This window comes from Pseudomonas brassicacearum, from assembly GCF_918698105.1.
Lineage (GTDB): Bacteria > Pseudomonadota > Gammaproteobacteria > Pseudomonadales > Pseudomonadaceae > Aquipseudomonas > Aquipseudomonas brassicacearum_F.
This window is the reverse complement of sequence record NZ_CAKKMI010000002.1, coordinates 42097-59155: the sequence shown is the minus strand read 5'-3', so window position 1 is coordinate 59155 and position 17059 is coordinate 42097. Positions and strand designations below refer to the sequence as shown.

15 protein-coding genes are annotated in these 17059 nt (G+C 61.0%); 9 read left to right on the top strand and 6 right to left on the bottom strand.

What is annotated here, in order from left to right; all coding sequences use genetic code 11:
* Positions 1-17: 17 nt before the first annotated feature.
* A complete protein-coding gene (locus LQ215_RS01370) occupies positions 18-359 on the bottom strand; it encodes a hypothetical protein (protein ID WP_230147065.1) in 342 nt (113 codons plus the stop codon).
* Between the two features lie 200 nt (positions 360-559).
* On the opposite strand from LQ215_RS01370, the gene LQ215_RS01365 reads away from it, so the two are divergent.
* Both LQ215_RS01365 and ligD read left to right on the top strand, forming a co-directional pair.
* Entirely contained in the window at positions 560-1450 is an 891-nt protein-coding gene (locus LQ215_RS01365) for a Ku protein (RefSeq protein ID WP_230147064.1), read from the top strand.
* 32 nt (positions 1451-1482) lie between these two features.
* The gene (gene ligD / locus LQ215_RS01360; RefSeq protein WP_230147063.1) at positions 1483-3450 is read left to right on the top strand and encodes a DNA ligase D; all 1968 of its coding nucleotides are present in this window, start codon (positions 1483-1485) and stop codon (positions 3448-3450) included.
* Positions 3451-3465: 15 nt separating this feature from the next.
* On the opposite strand, the gene lpxO is transcribed toward ligD, so the two are convergent.
* Positions 3466-4365 carry a lipid A hydroxylase LpxO gene (gene lpxO / locus LQ215_RS01355; RefSeq protein WP_230147062.1) on the bottom strand — a complete coding sequence of 300 codons (900 nt, stop codon included), beginning with the start codon at positions 4363-4365 and terminating at the stop codon, positions 3466-3468.
* A 401-nt stretch (positions 4366-4766) separates the two neighbouring features.
* Here lpxO and LQ215_RS01350 point away from each other — a divergent pair, with 401 nt between their 5' ends.
* Together LQ215_RS01350 and LQ215_RS01345 are read left to right on the top strand one after the other, a co-directional pair.
* Complete coding sequence (locus tag LQ215_RS01350; protein ID WP_003181279.1) at positions 4767-6356, top strand: ABC-F family ATPase; 1590 nt, start codon at positions 4767-4769, stop codon at positions 6354-6356.
* Between the two features lie 768 nt (positions 6357-7124).
* On the top strand, positions 7125-8318 hold the full coding sequence (locus LQ215_RS01345) for an MFS transporter (protein ID WP_230147061.1): 1194 nt from the start codon (positions 7125-7127) through the stop codon (positions 8316-8318).
* Between the two features lie 894 nt (positions 8319-9212).
* Here LQ215_RS01345 and LQ215_RS01340 read toward each other — a convergent pair.
* Together LQ215_RS01340 and LQ215_RS01335 are read right to left on the bottom strand one after the other, a co-directional pair.
* Positions 9213-10250 (bottom strand): alpha/beta hydrolase family protein, encoded by a 1038-nt coding sequence (locus LQ215_RS01340; RefSeq protein ID WP_230147060.1) that lies wholly within the window; start codon positions 10248-10250, stop codon positions 9213-9215.
* A 185-nt stretch (positions 10251-10435) separates the two neighbouring features.
* Positions 10436-11044 carry an FMN-dependent NADH-azoreductase gene (locus LQ215_RS01335; RefSeq protein ID WP_230147059.1) on the bottom strand — a complete coding sequence of 203 codons (609 nt, stop codon included), beginning with the start codon at positions 11042-11044 and terminating at the stop codon, positions 10436-10438.
* Between the two features lie 129 nt (positions 11045-11173).
* Here LQ215_RS01335 and LQ215_RS01330 point away from each other — a divergent pair, with 129 nt between their 5' ends.
* Together LQ215_RS01330 and LQ215_RS01325 are read left to right on the top strand one after the other, a co-directional pair.
* On the top strand, positions 11174-12082 hold the full coding sequence (locus tag LQ215_RS01330; protein ID WP_230147058.1) for a LysR substrate-binding domain-containing protein: 909 nt from the start codon (positions 11174-11176) through the stop codon (positions 12080-12082).
* Entirely contained in the window at positions 12079-12429 is a 351-nt protein-coding gene (locus LQ215_RS01325; protein ID WP_063320896.1) for an MmcQ/YjbR family DNA-binding protein, read from the top strand. Before LQ215_RS01330 ends, LQ215_RS01325 begins: the two co-directional genes overlap by 4 nt.
* A gap of 4 nt (positions 12430-12433) precedes the next feature.
* On the opposite strand, the gene LQ215_RS01320 is transcribed toward LQ215_RS01325, so the two are convergent.
* Together LQ215_RS01320 and LQ215_RS01315 are read right to left on the bottom strand one after the other, a co-directional pair.
* Entirely contained in the window at positions 12434-12853 is a 420-nt protein-coding gene (locus tag LQ215_RS01320; protein WP_230147057.1) for a DUF1294 domain-containing protein, read from the bottom strand.
* Positions 12850-13680, bottom strand: coding sequence for an undecaprenyl-diphosphate phosphatase (locus LQ215_RS01315; RefSeq protein WP_230147056.1), 831 nt, complete (start codon positions 13678-13680; stop codon positions 12850-12852). The genes LQ215_RS01320 and LQ215_RS01315 overlap by 4 nt, the downstream gene beginning before the upstream one ends.
* 273 nt (positions 13681-13953) lie before the next feature.
* Between LQ215_RS01315 and LQ215_RS01310 the strand changes: the two genes are divergently transcribed.
* The 3 genes from LQ215_RS01310 (at position 13954) to LQ215_RS01300 (ending at position 16936) form a co-directional block, all read left to right on the top strand.
* On the top strand, positions 13954-15588 hold the full coding sequence (locus LQ215_RS01310; protein WP_230147055.1) for a methyl-accepting chemotaxis protein: 1635 nt from the start codon (positions 13954-13956) through the stop codon (positions 15586-15588).
* A 263-nt stretch (positions 15589-15851) separates the two neighbouring features.
* Positions 15852-16415: a nicotinamide riboside transporter PnuC gene (gene pnuC / locus LQ215_RS01305; RefSeq protein WP_230147054.1), complete on the top strand. Its 564-nt coding sequence runs from the start codon at positions 15852-15854 to the stop codon at positions 16413-16415.
* Positions 16412-16936 carry an AAA family ATPase gene (locus LQ215_RS01300; RefSeq protein ID WP_230147158.1) on the top strand — a complete coding sequence of 175 codons (525 nt, stop codon included), beginning with the start codon at positions 16412-16414 and terminating at the stop codon, positions 16934-16936. Before pnuC ends, LQ215_RS01300 begins: the two co-directional genes overlap by 4 nt.
* Positions 16937-17059: the final 123 nt, after the last annotated feature.

The following is a 17059-nucleotide window of genomic DNA, read 5'->3' as shown; positions in this document are numbered from 1 at the left end:
GCGACGGTCTCCAGTCCCTAGCGGTTGCCATTTTGGGTGCTCCTGGGTGGTGTAGGAGACTCGATGGTGGGGCGCGGCGAACCCGATGGCTGGCCGGACCGGGGGTAACCATTGCCGATGCCGCCGTTCTCCAGGGTCGGTGGGCGCGGTACCGGCACTGTCGAGTTGTCATGAATCGTCGGCACATTGGGCCGCGTGCCCTGCATGCTGTTGGGATTGGCCCGCCGCGTCGGGCTGTTGTAGGGATTGTTGTTACCCGGCAGATTCTGGGCCAGAACCACGGGGCCTCCGCATGGCGTGGCGGCTTGGGCGGCGGCGGTCAGCAATAGCGTCATGATGGCAATTATCAGCCTGTTCATTCGGACACCTCTTGAGTTCAGGCATATCGAAAACACGCTACGCCGCAGGTTCGCCCTTGTTAAGCGAAATGTCCGGGTGAAGATGTAACGAAACGTCTGCGAGCCAAAGTGGAAGTGGGTTTGCTCGCTTCCACAATGGAAACTTTTCCCAGGGCGCGAAGGTCACCAGAAAGACATCCACCGGCAAGGACAACATCACCATGGCACGGGCAATCTGGAAAGGCGCAATCAGTTTCGGGCTGGTCCACATTCCTGTCGCACTGGTGTCGGCCACCTCTTCCCAGGGTGTGGATTTTGACTGGCTGGACAAGCGCAGCATGGACCCGGTGGGCTACAAGCGGGTCAACAAGGTCACGGGCAAGGAAGTGACCAAGGAAGACATCGTCAAGGGCGTCCAGTACCAGAAGGGCCAGTATGTGCTGCTCAGCGAGGAAGAAATTCGTTCCGCCCACCCCAAGTCCACCCAGACCATCGATATCTTTTCTTTTGTCGACAGCGAGAAGATTCCCTTGCAAAACATCGACACCCCCTACTTTCTTGCCCCCGACAAACGCGGTGGCAAAGTCTATGCCCTGCTGCGAGAAACCCTGGTCAAGACCAACAAGGTCGCCCTGGCCCATGTCGTGTTGCATACCCGCCAGCACCTGGCGGCGCTCATGCCTCTTGAATCGGCGCTGGTGCTGGTGATGCTGCGCTGGCCCGCGGAGGTGCGCGACCTGGATATCCTGGAGCTGGGCGACGAGGTGACGAACCCGACCCTGGCCAAGGGCGAGCTGGACATGGCCAAGCGCCTCGTCGAAGACATGAGCGCCGACTGGGAGCCGCAAGAATACCGGGACAGCTTCGAAGACAAGATCATGGCACTGGTGGAGAAAAAGGCCAACGAGGGCCGCCTCGAAGCGGTGGAGACCGACCCAGGCGAAGAACAACGCAAGACCGCCGATGTCATCGACCTTACCGAATTGCTCAAGCGCAGCCTGGGCGGTAAAGGCAAGGCCACCGACAAGTCCGCCGGCAAGGCCCCTGCAAAACCTGCGAAAACCCGCAAATCCGCTCCTGCCAAAAAAGCCACAAAGGCCTCCCGGGGGTAGACCCTGGCGTGTGCAATACAAGGGAATCTGTCATGGCCAACGCCGAGAGTGAATCTGCTCGTTTGTCCAACGCCGAATCGGCCGCTACGACGGCCCGCAAGGCTTCTCAAAACAGCCTGCCAGAGCGCCTGTCGCCGCAATTGGCCACGCCCGTGGAAGAACCGCCCACCGGCGAATGGCGCTATGAAGTCCAGTTCCACGGATATCGGCTGCTGACCCGCATCGAACGTGGGGAAGTCCGCTTATTCAATCGCAATCACCAGGACTGGACCGAGCGGTTGAAGCTGCATGCCGACGCGCTGGCCGGCTTGAACCTGGGGGACAGTTGGCTTGACGGCGAACTGGTGCTGCTTGATGAAACCGGCCATTCTGATTTCGCGGCCCTGCGCCAGGCCTTCGATATCAGCCGCACCGTCGACATGGTGTATTTCCTGTTCGATGCGCCGTTCCTCAACGGTGTCGACCTGCGCCAGTCACCGGTGGAGGAACGCCGTGCAGCGCTGAAAAAGGCCCTCGGCAACAACACCAGCAAGCGCCTGCGATTTTCCGAGTCGTTTTCCGCCAGCCAGCACGACATGTTCGAAAGCGCGATCGCGCTGTCACTCGACAGCGTGGTCGGCAAGCGCCTGGGAAGCCCCTATATGTCCCGGCGAAGCGCCGATTGGGTAAAACTCAAGTGTCGGTTGCGCCAAGCCTTCGTCATCGTCGGGTTCACCCGCCCCCAAGGCAAGCGCAGCGGTTTCGGCGCCCTGTTGCTGGCCGTCAACGGGCCGTCTGGGCTGGTGTACGCCGGTCGGGTCGGCACAGGGTTCAGCCAGGCGCAAATCAAACAATTACACGGGCAACTGTGCGCGCAGCAGCGCGAGACTTCGCCACTGGCGTCGCCACTCAATGGCGTGCAGGGACGCGGCGTGCAATGGGTCGAGCCCGACCTGACCTGCGAGGTCGAGTTCACTGAATGGACCCGCGACAATCAGGTGCGCCAGGCAATTTTCCTGGACGTGTCAGGCACTGTGCCGGCCCACAAGGTGGTTCGCGAGCAGCCCCTGCCAATAAAGCCCGCGACGCCAGACCCCAAGCGCCGCAGCAAAGCCCGCGCGGCCAAAGTCGACGGCGTGACGATCACCCACCCCGAACGGGTCATCGACAGTGTCAGCGGTGTGCAAAAGGCTGAGCTGGCGCAGTATTACCTGGACATCGCCCCGTGGATCCTGCCGCACCTCAAGCAGCGACCGGTCGCGCTGCTGCGGGCACCGGACGGTATCGGCGAAGAGCAGTTCTTCCAAAAACACGCTGATCACCTGGAGATTCCCCATATCAAACAGCTGGATCCGCGACTGGACCCAGGCCATGCAGCGCTGATGGAAATCGACGACATCCACGCCCTGGTCAGTGCGGCGCAGATGGGCTCGGTGGAACTGCACACCTGGACCGCGACCCACGACCGGATTGAGGCGCCCGACCAGTTTGTCCTGGACCTGGACCCGGACCCTTCGCTGCCCTGGAGCGCCATGATCGAGGCGACCCACATGACCTTGGCGGTGCTCGACGAGTTGGGTTTGCAGGCTTTTCTCAAGACAAGCGGTGGCAAAGGCATGCACGTGATCGTGCCCTTGGCGAGAAGTGAGGGCTGGGACACCACCAAGGCGTTCGCCAAGGCCATCTCAAAGTTCCTGACCCGGCAAATGCCAGAGCGCCTCACGGCCACCATGGGACCGAAGAACCGCGTAGGGAAAATATTCGTCGACTACCTGCGCAATGCCCGCGGGGCCAGCACGGTGGCCGCCTACTCGGTGCGCGCCAGGCCAGGCCTGCCGGTCTCGGTGCCGATTGCTCGAACCGAACTGCAGACCCTGCGCAACGCCCAGCAATGGGACATTTATACCGCCCTGGAACGGGCCAAAGGCTTGGGCGCCGATCCTTGGGAGGGCTACAACCACCGCCAGCGGATCACGGCCAGGATGTGGGAGCAACTGGATGCGCAAAAACCTGAGGGATGAGGGTATATCCAGCGTTCAAATCCAGACAAAGATCGCCAGCAAACCACCAAAAAAAGCCCACTTCTGCAGGTAATACAACGTGCGGTTGCGTTTTTTCAGGGCCTTGCCCTGCAACCGGATTTTGTAGAGCCTGGAGAACGCCCGGTTCAAGGCCCCTGTCCTGTCGCCAGCGTCGTTGGGCGCACCGGCCGCTGCCATCACGGTGCGGCTGAACCAGCGGTTGAACGCGCTAGCCCAACGAAACTTCATGGGCCGTTCCACGTCGCAGAACAGGATGATGCGATTATGGTCAGTGGTGTTCTGGGCGTAATGAATGAACGTTTCGTCGAAGATCACCGCTTCGCCATCGCGCCAATGATAAGGCTCGCCATCGACATTGATGTAGCAACCGGCATCGTTGGGTGTTTCCAGGCCCAGGTGATACCGATAGGAGCCGGCGTAGGGGTCGCGGTGCCGGACCAGCTTCGAGCCCGGCGGCAACTCGGCGAACATCGCCGCCTTGACCGAGCCGATGCTCTGCACCAGCTCGGTGGTGCGGGGGCACAACTTCATGGCCGAAGGATGGCTATCGCCGTACCACTTCAGGTAGAAACGCTTCCAACCGGTCTTGAAGAACGAGTTGAAGCCCACATCGTTGTATTGATCGGAACGCTTGATCTGCCCCGCGTGCAACAGGCTTTGGCCTTCGGCCCGGATCTCTTGCCAGTGGGTCTGCAACGGGCTCAGGTCCGGGAACTGCGCCGGGCTCAGGAACGGCCTGTTGGGCAGTTTCGAGCACAGGTAAAGCAGGCAATTGATTGGCGCGAGAAACGACGAATGATCGCTCAGCTGGCGTCCGAACGTATGTCGCACGCGACCGCGCAGGTGAACGTAGCCAATGGAGAAGATGTAGATCGCGACAATGATGAGCTTCACGAAAAACCGTCACAATGCTGGAGTGAACAGGCTGCTTCCCCGGCCAGCCAAGCGGCAAGGGCGATAGCATAGGATGTGGTGGCATTCTAGCCACAGTCTGTAACCAAAAGTTATCCTTCAATTGTGAAAAACTGTCTTGCCCGGGCAATACCCTATCGTTTATGCGGCCAGACCAGTACAATCGCCGCCACTATTACGCGCCCCCTTTGGCCGATACCGCAAACGCGGCTTCGGCGCACGTCTACCGGGCCAGGCGCTCCGTATGCTGCTGTCCTCTTATGCCGGATGGACCCTTGCGCTTGCGACCGCGACGCCTTTGCGCGATCGCAACGTGCGCAAACAGGTACTGAACAGGTACTGCCGCACCCTTAGCTACTCTGAATGTTCCGCAGGATAAACCTTTGATCTCTACAGCTAACATCACGATGCAGTTCGGCGCCAAGCCACTGTTTGAAAACGTCTCTGTCAAATTCGGCGCGGGCAACCGCTACGGTCTGATTGGCGCTAACGGTTGCGGCAAGTCGACCTTCATGAAAATCCTCGGCGGTGACCTCGAGCCGTCCGGCGGCCAGGTCATGCTCGAGCCGAACGTACGCCTGGGTAAACTGCGCCAGGACCAGTTCGCCTACGAAGAATTCACCGTGATCGATACCGTGATCATGGGTCACGAAGAGCTGTGGAAGGTCAAGGCCGAGCGCGATCGCATCTATTCGCTGCCGGAAATGACCGAAGAAGACGGCATGGCCGTGGCCGAGCTGGAAACCGAATTTGCCGAGATGGACGGCTACACCGCCGAATCCCGTGCCGGTGAACTGCTGCTGGGCCTGGGTATTGGCATCGAACAGCATTTCGGCCCGATGAGCGAAGTGTCGCCAGGCTGGAAGCTGCGCGTGTTGCTGGCCCAGGCGCTGTTCTCCGACCCGGAAGTGCTGCTGCTCGACGAACCGACCAACCACCTGGACATCAACACCATCCGCTGGCTGGAAAACGTGCTGACCCAGCGTTCGAGCCTGATGATCATCATCTCCCACGACCGTCACTTCCTGAACAGTGTCTGCACCCACATGGCGGACCTGGACTATGGCGAGCTGCGTCTGTTCCCGGGCAACTACGACGAGTACATGACCGTGGCGACCCAATCCCGCGAGCAACTGCTGTCGGACAACGCCAAGAAGAAAGCGCAGATTTCCGAGCTGCAGTCGTTCGTCAGCCGCTTCTCGGCCAACGCCTCGAAAGCCAAGCAGGCCACCTCTCGCGCCAAGCAGATCGACAAGATCCAACTGGCCGAGGTCAAGCCATCGAGCCGCGTCAGCCCGTTCATTCGCTTCGAGCAGACCAAGAAACTGCACCGCCAGGCGGTCATTGTCGAGCGCATGGCCAAAGGGTTTGACGGCAAGCCGCTGTTCAAGGACTTCAGCTTCACCGTCGAAGCCGGCGAGCGCGTGGCGATCATTGGCCCGAACGGTATCGGCAAGACCACCTTGCTGCGTACCCTGGTCAATGAACTGGAACCCGACGCCGGTACCGTGAAATGGACCGACGCCGCGGAACTGGGCTACTACGCCCAGGACCATGCCCACGACTTCGAGGACGACGTCAACCTGTTCGACTGGATGGGCCAGTGGACCCAAGGCGGCGAACAACTGGTTCGTGGCACCTTGGGCCGCATGCTGTTTTCCAACGACGAGATCCTCAAGTCGGTCAAGGTCATTTCCGGTGGTGAGCAAGGCCGCATGCTGTTCGGTAAGCTGATCCTGCAAAAACCGAACGTGCTGGTGATGGACGAACCGACCAACCACTTGGACATGGAATCGATCGAAGCGCTGAACCTGGCGCTGGAAAACTACCCGGGCACGCTGATCTTCGTCAGCCATGACCGGGAGTTCGTATCGTCCCTGGCCACCCGCATCATCGAGCTGAGCGCCGATGGCGTGGTTGACTTCAGCGGCACCTATGACGACTACCTGCGTAGCCAGGGCGTGGTGTTCTAAGGGCAGCCCCTAGTTGTAAGCTTCAAGCGGCAAGTAAAAAGCCCTGTCCACTGTGACGGGGCTTTTTGTATTCCAAGGTAAAAACCTGTGGGAGCGGGCTTGCTCGCGATGGCGGCCTGACTGAGTACATATCCATTGCTGTGGTAACGGCTGCTTAGGGTTCCGCCCTTACGGCGGGTCACTTTTGAGAAGCCCGGAAGCCGGCCCAGTCAAAAGTAACCAAAACGCTTTTGCCCCACCACTCGGTGCCTCGCTTAGGCTCGGCATGCCCTCACTCCTGCATTGCTCCGTGGGCCCGCCGCGAAGGGCCATCCATGGCCCAGCGCGGCTAACCCGGCATCCATGCCGGGTTGCCCACTCCACAATGCCTGCGTTCGGCCAGCGTGGTTAACGGGGCGCCGAGATCAACGTCCACCGCGAGGCGGCCTAACAGCCGACCTGGCTCTTGCGGTCGTACACCCGTCAGCTCTGTGGGAGCAAAGCTTGCTCGCGAGACGGCCTTACAGCCGACCTGGCTCTTGCGGTCGCACACCCATCAGCTCTGTGGGAGCAAAGCTTGCTCGCAAAGGCGGCCTTATAGCCGACCTGTTTCTCCCTGGTGAACCCAATCCCTTGTGGGAGCGGGCTTGCTCGCGAAGGGGCCGGTGCATACAACCTCAATTGAAACCGCATATCCGGCTTCCCAGGTACATTTAGTTAGCCTGCTTTCTTTTATCCTCACCTCACGCCATGATGAGGCTCTCTTACCGCTGCCCGCGAACGAGCCCTATGCCCACGCCCTCACCTGCCTCCAGCTCCCTGTCGATCACCCTGCAGATCGTCTCCATCGTTTTCTATACCTTCATCGCCTTTCTCTGCATCGGCCTGCCCATCGCCGTACTGCCGGGGTATGTCCACGAGCAACTGGGCTTCAGCGCGGTGGTGGCCGGGTTGACCATCGGGTCGCAGTACCTCGCCACCCTGCTCAGCCGCCCCATGGCCGGGCGGCTGTCGGACAGCATTGGCACCAAGCGAGCAATCGTCTACGGGCTGTCGGGAATTGTGCTCAGCGGCTTGCTGACGCTGCTCTCGATCCTGCTGCAAAGCTTTGCGCTGCCCAGCCTGTTGATTCTGATCGCTGGGCGCTTGCTGCTTGGCGTGGCTCAAGGGCTGATTGGCGTGGGCACCATCAGTTGGTGCATGGGCCAGGTGGGCGTGGAGCACACGGCCCGCTCGATTTCCTGGAACGGCATCGCCTCGTACGGGGCCATCGCCATCGGCGCCCCGCTGGGCGTGGTGATGGTCGGTGAGCTGGGGTTCGCCAGCCTGGGCGTGGCTTTGTCGTTGCTGGCCGGGGCGGCGCTGTTGATGATTCGCAACAAGCCGTCGGTGCCGGTCATTCGTGGCGAGCGCTTGCCTTTCTGGGCGGTGTTTGGGCGCATTGCGCCGTTCGGGGCGAGCCTGAGCCTGGCGTCGATCGGCTACGGGACGCTCACCACGTTCATCACACTGTTCTATATCAGTCGCGGCTGGACCGGCGCGGCCTGGTGCCTGACGGTCTTCGGTATTTGCTTCATCCTGGCGCGATTGCTGTTCATTTCCAGCATCGCCCGTTTCGGGGGCTTCAACTCGGCCATTGCCTGCATGAGCATCGAGACCGTCGGACTGATATTGCTGTGGCTGGCGCCGTCCACCGCGTTCGCCCTGGTCGGTGCCGGGCTGGCCGGTTTCGGGCTGTCGCTGGTATACCCGGCGCTGGGGGTGGAGGCGATCAAGCAAGTGCCGAACACCAGCCGGGGTGCGGGTTTGAGCGCCTATGCGGTGTTCTTTGACCTGGCGCTGGCGATTGCCGGTCCGCTGATGGGGGCGGTGGCGTTGAACCTGGGCTATTCGTCGATTTTCTTCTTTGCCGCGTTGTTGTCCGTCACTGGGCTGGGCCTGACTCTGCTGCTGCGGCGCCGAGCCATAGGCGCACCTTATTGATCGTAATACTGAAGGTCCGGTATTTACTTATTCTTGTGTGTATATCCGTTATTTAGGTAACGGCGGCTTAGGGTTCCGCTCTTACAGCGGGTCACTTTTGGAAGAGCGCCAAAAGTAACCAAAAACGCTTTGCCCCACCACTCGGTGCCTCGCCTAGGCTCGGCATGCCCTCACTCCGGCATTGCTCCGCGGGCCCGCCGCGAAGGGCCATCCATGGCCCAGCGCGGCTACCTCGGCATCCATGCCGAGGTAGCCCACGGAGCAATGCCTGCGTTCGGCCAGCGTGGCTTAACGGGGCGTCGAGATCAAGATCAAGATCCAAAGCAAGAGCAAGAGCAAGAGCAAGAGCAAGAGCAAGAGCGGGATACATGCCAGCATCTATGTGGCTGAGCCTCCGCTATCGCGAGCAAGCTCGCTCCCACATTGGATCTTCGGCAGACACAAAATCCATGTACACCGCAAAACCTGTGGAGCGAGCTTGCTCGCGATGAGTCGGCACATCCAACATCACAGCAAACTGATACATCGCTTTCGCGAGCAGGTCCGCTCCCACAGGAGAAACGCGATCACCCAGAACCAGGTCGGCTGTTAGGCCGCCTCGCGGTGGACGTTGATCTCGGCGCCCCGTTAACCACGCTGGCCGAACGTAGGCATTGCGCAGTGGGCACCTCGGCATGGATGCCGAGGTAGCCGCGCTGGACCATGGATGGCCCTTCGCGGCGGCCCACGGAGCAATGCCGGAGTGAGGGCACACCGAGCCTAGGCGAGGTGCCGAGTGGTGGGGCATGAGCGTTTTGGTTACTTTTGCGCTTTTCAAAAGTGACCCGCCGTCAGGGCGGAACCCTAAGCCGCCATTACCGCAGAAACGGATATACACACCAAAACCATGCCTCTCTATTGATCAGCCGTCCTCATCCCCGCCCGGGTCGGCTTACCCAAGGCCTCGCCGAAGAAGCGGCTGGCCTCGGAGATCATGGTACGGTGGATGTCCTTGCGGTCGACACCGTCAGCATCCGTGCAGAGCGCCGGCATCGCGGCGATCTGCTCGTCGGTGCACGGTGCCAGGAAAACAAAATGCCCCGCACCGGCCAGAGTCTTGAAGTCCGGTGCCGTGGGCAGCTTGCGTGCCAGCGCAGCGGCATTCTTGTCGAAGGCCACGAGTTTATCGCCATCGCCGCTGTACAGCAGCACCGGCACATGGACATCGGCCAAGGTATGACGGCCGAACTTCAGGCTCAACGGCGCCATCAACAACAATGCCCTGACCCTGGGGTCGGCCACCGGTTGCAGGTCATCGCGATCAGCGATCAGTTCGCCCTGGGTATTGCAGGCGTCCCGGTCATCCGGCCGCTCCACGCAATAGCGACGCAGACGATTGAGGTCCGGCGTCGCACCGGACAGGATCAGCGCGGTTTCGCCGCCGGCCGAATAGCCGATCACCCCGACCTGCCCGGCGTTGACGAACGGCGAGAGCATCGGGTCATTGAGCGTGGCGGTGATGGCTTCGGAAATCTGGATCGGCCGTCCGTACAGGTTGCTCAGCGTGCCAAGCCGGCTGTGATCCTGGGCGTTGTCGCCAGGGTGAATCACTGCTACCACGACAAACCCCTTGCGGGCCAGCGCGGTGGCCAAGTCATGCAGGGCCAGCGGCGTACCGGTATTGCCATGGGACAGCATCAGCAGCGGAAAGCGGCCGATGGCGATCTGGGCGTCTGGCGCGGCATCGATCTGGTAGCCACCCAGCAGGCTGGACTGTTCCCGGTCGGTGGACGGATAGAAGGCGATGGCGTGCATCGGCTGCTGATCCAGCGGATCGAGAAAGCTCAGCTCATGGAAACCGGCGCTCCAATGCGGATGCGGTCCCGGTGCGGCCTGCACTGAACCGAGACTGGCAAACAAGCAAAGCAGCAGCGCTGCACCAAAACGCGTCATCGAATCTTCCACCTTCACCAGCGCACGGGAAGGCCCCGTCGCTCGCCGTCTTGGCCGTGCATAACCTGCGCCACAAAACCCGGCGCCGAATGCAGCAAAACCCTGCATCCCGGCCATCCAATGACGACGAGAATACAGGGTTTTACGAAGGTTGCCCCAATAGCTTTGGAGCCCTTAAGCAAGCCTTACGCAGCGGCGAACTGCTGGCTGATCTGCAACGTGGCTTCGCCCATGGCTTTGGTGCGCATATCGTCACCGTAGGCCAGGCCTTCGGCGCGGACGAATTCGATATCAGTGATGCCGAGGAAACCGAACATTTGCTTCAGATATTCCTCGTGACCCACGCTGCTCGGTTGGCCGGCATGCAAACCGCCTGCGGTGGAAACGATCACCAGTTTCTTGCCGCCACACAGGCCTTCGGGACCGGCTTCGGTGTAGCGGAACGTCTGGCCGGCCACAGCGATGCGGTCGATCCAGGCCTTGAGTTGAGTCGGAATGCTGAAGTTATACATCGGCGCGGCGATGACCACCGCATCAGCGGCCAGGAATTCGGCGATCGCCGACGCACTGAGCTCGGCTTCATGCTTGAGCGCCGCGTCACGCAATTCGGCGCTGGTGCCGGCAGCGACCAAGGTCTGGGCGGAAAAATGGCTGATGGCGTCAGCGGCCAGGTCGCGGTAGGTCACCGTGATGCCTGGCTCGGCGGCTTTCCAGGCTTGAACCACTTCACGGCTCAATTGGCGGGAAGCGGAGTTGTCGCCGAGGATGCTCGAATCGATGTGCAGCAGTTTCATGTCAGTGCTCTCCAAGTGAGGACCGCAACCGGGCGATCAATTGGTGACCATCCTATCGACGAAGCCAATGATCGATAAGTCAGCATAAATGCGATAGTTTGTCCCACTGACAGGACAATCGAGCTCAACATGCAAGACCTCAATGACTTGTACTACTTCGCCAAAGTTGTCGAAGCCGGCGGTTTCGCGGCAGCCGGGCGGTTGCTGGGCATTCCCAAGTCACGACTGTCGCGGCGTATCGCCGAGCTGGAAGAACGCCTCGACGCCCGGTTACTCCAGCGCACCACCCGCCAATTGAAATTGACCGCGGTCGGCGAACGTTATCTGCGCCATTGCCAAGCCATGTTGCTGGAGGCCGAGATGGCCGACGAAGCGGTGGCGAGCATGTCCAGCGAACCCCGCGGCCGACTGCGGGTATCGAGTCCGGTGGGCCTGGCCCACCAGTTCCTGCCGGTGATAATCGAAACCTTCCTGGTGAAGTACCCTTTGGTGCAACTGGAGATGACCCTGCTTAACCGACGGGTCGACCTGATCAGTGAAGGCATTGATGTGGCGTTGCGCGTGCGCGACCTGGGGGACGAAGATCCCTTGCTGATGACCCGGCGTCTGCGCCAGGCGCGGCTGATGATGGTCGCCAGCCCGGCCTTTGTCGAAGGGCGGCGGATCGAAACCCCGGATGACCTCAAGCAGTTGTCGGTGCTGGGGGCTTTGGAAGCCGATCGCCAGGTGCACCTGCGCCTCATCAGCGCCGATGGGCAGCGTGTGGAACTGAGCCTGGAAGCGCGCCTGGGCATTGACGACTTCATTGTGCGCCGGGCGTGCACCCTCGCCGGCCTGGGCTTCACTTTATTGCCGAGCATGTATTGCGAGCAGGAATTGCTGGACGGCACACTGGTGGAACTCTTGCCTGGATGGTCGTCGCCCGATGGCTGGCTCCAGGCGGTCTACCCGCATCGACGCGGCATGCTGCCAGCGGTGCGTGCATGGATCGATCATTTGGTGGAAGCCTTCGAGGGCTGTGGAGAGAGAACGATATGAGGTTGAGCGAAGAGGATGTCGCGCAGTTTTGCCTGGGCTTGCCCGGCGCCAGGGAGGACTACAAATGGGGCGGCGTGCGGGTGTTTTCCATTGCCGGGAACAAGATGTTCGCCTTGCAGGGCCTGCGGGGCGACTCGCTGGCGTTCAAGGTCGACAAGGATTTGTTCCTGGGCCATTGCGATCGGCCGGGCATTCACCCCGCGCCTTACTTGGCGCGGGCCCAGTGGGTCATCATGCAGGTGCCCTACCCGCTAGGTGCCGAAGAGCTGCGCGGCCTGCTGCAACGCTCACACCAATTGGTGGTCAGCAAATTGCCCAAGCGCACGCAGGCGGGCTTGTTGCTCTAGCCATTCAAAACAGGAAGCGGCCCAGGAACAACTGGTCGATCCAGAACACCTGGTGCAACAACACGATGATCCAGAACACGACCTGAAACGACACTTTGCGTGTCTTGTGGCGCAACAGCTGCTGGGCCAGCAAGGCGCCGGGCCAACCGCCGGCCAGCTCCACCGCATGCAGCACGTTCTCCGGGGTGCGCCAGGAGTCGGCGCGTGCCTTGCGCTTGTCGCTCCAGTACAGCAGGAACGCCACCACGCTGACGATGCCATAAGCCACCATCGGCACCCACGACACCGCCCGCAGCCCGAACAGCAGCGAACCAAACACCGGCAAGGCACAGAGCAGCGCAAACATCATCAGTTTGAGCCGCAGGTGCTGCACGCCGCCTTCAGCATTGCGCCCGGCGCGCTTGCGGTTGCCTGGTTCGTTCATGGCTTGGCAGCGGTCCAGTCCACCCAGCCGAACTGCCAGGTTGCCAGGATCAACAGGCCGAAGGCGATTCGATACCAGGCGAACACGGCGTAACTGTGGCTGGCGATGAATCGCAGCAGGCCCTTGACCGCAATCATGGCGAAAATGAACGCCGTGACGAAGCCAATGGCGAACACCGGGAAATCCGCCGGGACGAACAACTCCCGGTATTTATAGCCCGAGTAGACGGCCGCACCGACCATGGTCGGCATCGCCAGGAAGAACGAAAACTCGGTAGCGGTTTTACGCGACAGGCCGAACAGCAGGCCGCCGATGATCGTCGCGCCGGAACGGGAGGTGCCAGGGATCATCGCAATGCATTGGGCCAGGCCGATCTTCAGTGCGTCTTTCCAGGAGATCTCGTCCACGGTTTCAGCGTGCACTTGGTGCTGGCGCTTCTCGGCCCAGAGCATCACCAGACCGCCCACCACCAGCGCGGCGGCCACCGTAATCGGGTTGAACAGGTAGTGGTGGATCCAGTCGGCAAACAGCACGCCCAGGACCACGGCGGGCAGGAAGGCAATCAGCAGGTTGGCGGTAAAGCGGCGATCGCTGGGTTGCGTCGGCAGGCCCAGCACCACGTCGAAGATCTTGCGGCGGAACTCCCAGACCACCGCCAGGATCGCGCCGAGCTGGATGATAATGTTGAACGCCATCGCACGTTCGCCACCAAACTCAAGCAAGTCGGCAACAATGATCTGGTGTCCTGTGCTGGAAATCGGCAGAAATTCCGTCAAGCCTTCCACTACGCCAAGAATCAGTGCCGAAAAGGCGGTCCACAAATCCATTCATCCCCCAAAAAAGACGCTGTTCATGCAGGTCTTATCAATATTCAAGTGTCATGCAGGTACCCCGCGGCGGGTGCACGATAACCGCGACCTTTCAAAAAAAACCAATGAAAAATGAGAACCGGCTCAGGTTTTGCGCTGCGGGGCCGAAATCCTATCAGACAAGCCCTGATAACGCTGCCGCGTTGTGACTCAAATCAATTAGGGATAGCGGCCGGGCGCTACAGTGCCGGCCGTCGATATGACAAGAATAAAAAACCGGAGTGACAGCGTATGAATAGCTTGCGCAGTGTGTCGATCAGCCGACGCTTGTGGCTCATCCTGGTCGTGGCCATCGTGATGTTGTTCACGCTCGGCGCCTTGATGCTTAATCAGATCCACAACGACCTCTACCAAGCCAAGGTGCAGAAAACCCAGCACGTGGTACAGACCGCCAGTGGCGTACTGACCTATTATCATGGCCTGGAAACCGCTGGCACCCTGACCCGCGACGCCGCGCAAAAGCAGGCCCTCAGCGCCGTGCGTGGCCTGCGCTATAACCAGAGTGATTATTTCTGGATCAACGACCTGACGCCGGTCATGGTCATGCACCCGGCCAACCCGAAGCTTGAAGGCCAGAACCTCTCGGCCATCCGCGACCCGAACGGCTATGCGCTGTTTAACGAGATGGTTGCCATCGCCAAGTCCAAGGGCGCCGGCATGATCAACTATCTCTGGCCGAAACCGGGCGCCGAGGCCCCGGTGGGCAAGACCTCCTACGTCCAACTGTTCGAACCTTGGGGCTGGATCATCGGCTCAGGCGTGTACGTGGATGACGTCCAGGCGGAATTCCAATCCCAGGTGATCAAGGCCTCGGCGGTCGGCCTGATCATCACCCTGCTCATGGGGCTGCTATTGACCCTGATTGTGCGCAGCATCGTCGGTCCACTGCAGGAAACGGTCAACGCCATGGCCAACATCGCCAGCGGCGAGAGTGACCTGACCCGCACCCTCGACACCCACGGCCAGGACGAAGTCACGCAACTGGCGCGGCATTTCAATGCCTTTACCGCCAAGTTGCGGCACGTGGTGACCCAACTGCAAGCTTCGGCCAGTGCGCTGGGGCAATCTTCCAGCGAATTGGGCAACGATGCGGCGCAGGCGCAGGAGCGCAGCCAGCAACAGTCGCAACAAATGGAGCTGGTGGCGACTGCGATCAATGAAGTGACCTATGGCGTGCAGGACGTGGCCAAGAACGCCGAGCACGCGGCCAGTGAGATGCGCGACGCCGAATCCCAGGCCCAGCAAGGCCAAGTCAACATCGATGGCAGCTTGCAGCAAATCGACCGCCTGTCCCAGACCATCGACCAGGCGGTGGAAGTGATCCGCACCCTGGCGAGTGAAAGCACCCAGATTGGCAGCGTGCTGGAGGTGATTCGCTCCATTGCCGAGCAGACCAACCTGCTGGCCCTCAACGCTGCGATCGAAGCCGCCCGCGCCGGCGAACAAGGCCGGGGCTTTGCGGTGGTCGCCGATGAAGTGCGGCTGCTGGCCCAGCGTACGCAGAAGTCCACTGCAGAGATCCAGGCGATGATCGAGCGCCTGCAAAGCCATTCCGAAGCCGCCGTGAAAGTCATCAGCGACAGCAGCCGTGCTTCGCAACTGACCATCGAACAGGCCGGCCTGGCCGGTGCCAGCCTCAACGCCATCGGCCAGGCCCTGCGCAACCTCAACAGCCTGAACGCCTCCATCGCCAGCGCCACGTTGCAACAAGCCCATGTGGTGGAAGACATCAACCAGAACGTCACCCAGGCCGCCGGCCTGTCCCACAGCACCGCCATGGCCGCCGAGCAATCCAGCCAAGCGAGCACCCGCCTCAAGGCGTTGAGTGAACAGTTGAACGGGTTGCTTACGCAGTTCCGGGTCTAAAGATCGGTAGACCACCCTGTGTGAACGAGCTTGCTCGCGATAGCGGTAGCACATTCAGCACTGATGCAAGCTGACCCTCCGCCATCGCGAGCAAGCTCGCACACATTGGTTCTGTGTGGGTCTCCGAATTGGTGTTCACCGCAATCCCCTTGTGGGAGCGAGCTTGCTCGCGATAGCTGCGGCACATTCAACATTGGTATTGGAGCTGTCCACGCCATAGCGTTTACAATCGCCGCCCTCTTCTATTTCCCCAAGGAACCGCCATGTCCGGGCTTGAACTGTTTGCCGCAGCCCTCGGCGTGATCGCTGTCTGGTTGACCGTCAAGCAGAACCCCTGGTGCTGGCCGATCGGCCTGGTCATGGTGTTGCTGTACAGCTGGATTTTTTTCGAGGTGAAGTTGTACTCCGACATGCTGCTGCAGGTTGTCTACGCGGCGCTGCAACTCTACGGTTGGTGGCAATGGACCCGTGCCGGGCACAATCATGGTGGACGCCAGGTCAGCCACCTCGGCGGCTCGTCAGTGCTGCTCGGCCTGGCCATGGGTGCGGCAGGCAGCCTGCTGTTGGGCGCCGCCATGGCCCACTGGACCGATGCCGCCCAGCCCTGGCTCGATGCCGCGCTCACTGGTTTCAGCCTCGTGGCCCAGTGGTGGATGGCGCAAAAACGCGTGCAATGCTGGCCGCTGTGGATTGCCCTGGACGTGATTTTCGTCGGGCTGTTCATCTACAAGGGCCTGCACCTGACCGCCGCGCTCTACGCCCTGTTCACCCTGCTGGCCGTGCAAGGCTGGCGGCAATGGCGCGCCGACCCGGCCCTGCGCGCATGAAGGTGGTGGTGCTGACCGGCCCGGAATCCAGCGGCAAGAGTTGGCTGGCGGCGCAGTTGCAGGAACACTTTGGTGGCGTGCGGGTGGATGAGTATGTCCGCCATTTCATGGAGCAGACCCAACGCGATACCTGCCTGGCCGACATCACCGACATCGCCGCCGGCCAACTGGCTTGGGAAGATAAGGCACGGGCCCGCCGGCCTGCGCTGTTGATCCTCGACACTCACCTGCTGAGTAACATCCTCTGGAGCCAGACCCTGTTCGGCGACTGCCCGGACTGGCTCGAACCGGCCCTGCTGGACCGCCATTATGACCTGCACCTGCTGCTGAGCCCCGAACAGGTCGAATGGACCGGCGACGGCTTGCGTTGCCAACCCGAACTGGCAGAACGCATGCATTTCTTCGAAGCGATCGAGCGTTGGCTGATTCGGCATCAACGGCATTTCCAAGTGATTGAAGGCGATTGGATCCAACGTCGGGACCAGGTGTTCGCAGCCGTGACCCGACTGCTCGAAATCTGACGTATCGCGAGGGATGTGCTTCATTCTTGAAACACCTGCCCCGCCTCAAACCCTGCCCCAGCGCCCCTTCACACAATTGTCATCCTCACTGTTAGTTTTTTGAAACACTCTCCTCCCACAGCC